Below are 1054 nucleotides of genomic sequence, written 5' to 3' on the forward strand. Positions count from 1 at the left end.
GCCAAAAATAAAGAGCAAATGAGCGATGAACCATTATTAAATAATATAAATACCCCATCTTATCAAGAAATAGCAGACACTAACAGAGCAAATGAGCGATGAACCATTATTAAATAATATAAATACCCCATCTTATCAAGAAATAGCAGACACTAACGATAATGTCGTTAAAGAAGAAGATATCTCAAATGTAGTACCAGCAGTTAATAATGATGAGGAGTGAGCAACTTGATAAAAATAGGTATTGACCCATCAGGTACTGGTACTACTGGTATTGTTATTTATGAAGATAATAAATTAAAGGAAAAATTCTAATTTACTAGTATGTTGTGATTAAAACACATATCTTTTATAAAAGATATATTATGCAAATGCAAATATTGTAATTTTCTTAGTATTATAAACATTGAAAATTGTTTACCAACAAATGCTAATGGTTCAAAAGACCGTGATGATTTATTGCGATTACTAGCTGCTATTGAAGCTATTGAAATTAAAAAGAAACATTATACTATTATTAATTGAGTATCTAACTGAGTATCCCCACGACATACTAAATCAGTTGTTAAAAATATGGAAAATTTAAGTAAATATAATGATAGTTGTTTATGAAAATATGATAAAGATCCTAATTTAACTTATCAATATGGTAAAGGTTGATTTTATAATAATGAAAAAATAAGTAATCATTTACGAGATGCAATTATTATTGCTAATTATGAGAGGTAATATTATGAAAACAAAAAATCATCAAATTGTAATTAGAAATATTAATGTTTACTTAAATAAAGAACAAGAAAAAATATGAAATGAATTACCTGAATTATATACACATAGCCAACGAGTACAGCATTTTATCAATTACTATATTGTAAATAATAAAGGAAATAATAAAAATGAATAATTATATTTTATGTTATCGTTCTGAAAAAGGTAATCGCCCTTGTAAAAATTCTCTTGGTGAATATATAACTGGTATTGATGTTGAAGATATAAATATTAAATCTACTGAATACTGAGAATATTATAAAAGTACTTATGGTGAAAAGAATTT

3 protein-coding genes are annotated in these 1054 nt (G+C 25.0%); all 3 read left to right on the top strand.

Going from position 1 to position 1054, the window contains the following annotated elements:
* Positions 1–91: 91 nt before the first annotated feature.
* The gene (locus tag C6B38_RS10035) at positions 92–235 is read left to right on the top strand and encodes a hypothetical protein (RefSeq protein WP_162475878.1); all 144 of its coding nucleotides are present in this window, start codon (positions 92–94) and stop codon (positions 233–235) included.
* 92 nt (positions 236–327) lie between these two features.
* Positions 328–729 (top strand): hypothetical protein, encoded by a 402-nt coding sequence (locus C6B38_RS04850; RefSeq protein WP_162475879.1) that lies wholly within the window; start codon positions 328–330, stop codon positions 727–729.
* Between the two features lie 4 nt (positions 730–733).
* Complete coding sequence (locus C6B38_RS10040) at positions 734–904, top strand: hypothetical protein (RefSeq protein WP_162475803.1); 171 nt, start codon at positions 734–736, stop codon at positions 902–904.
* Positions 905–1054: the final 150 nt, after the last annotated feature.

Origin of the sequence: Spiroplasma sp. ChiS, assembly GCF_002968355.1 — a bacterium.
GTDB classification, from domain to species: Bacteria; Bacillota_I; Bacilli_A; order Mycoplasmatales; family Mycoplasmataceae; genus Spiroplasma; species Spiroplasma citri.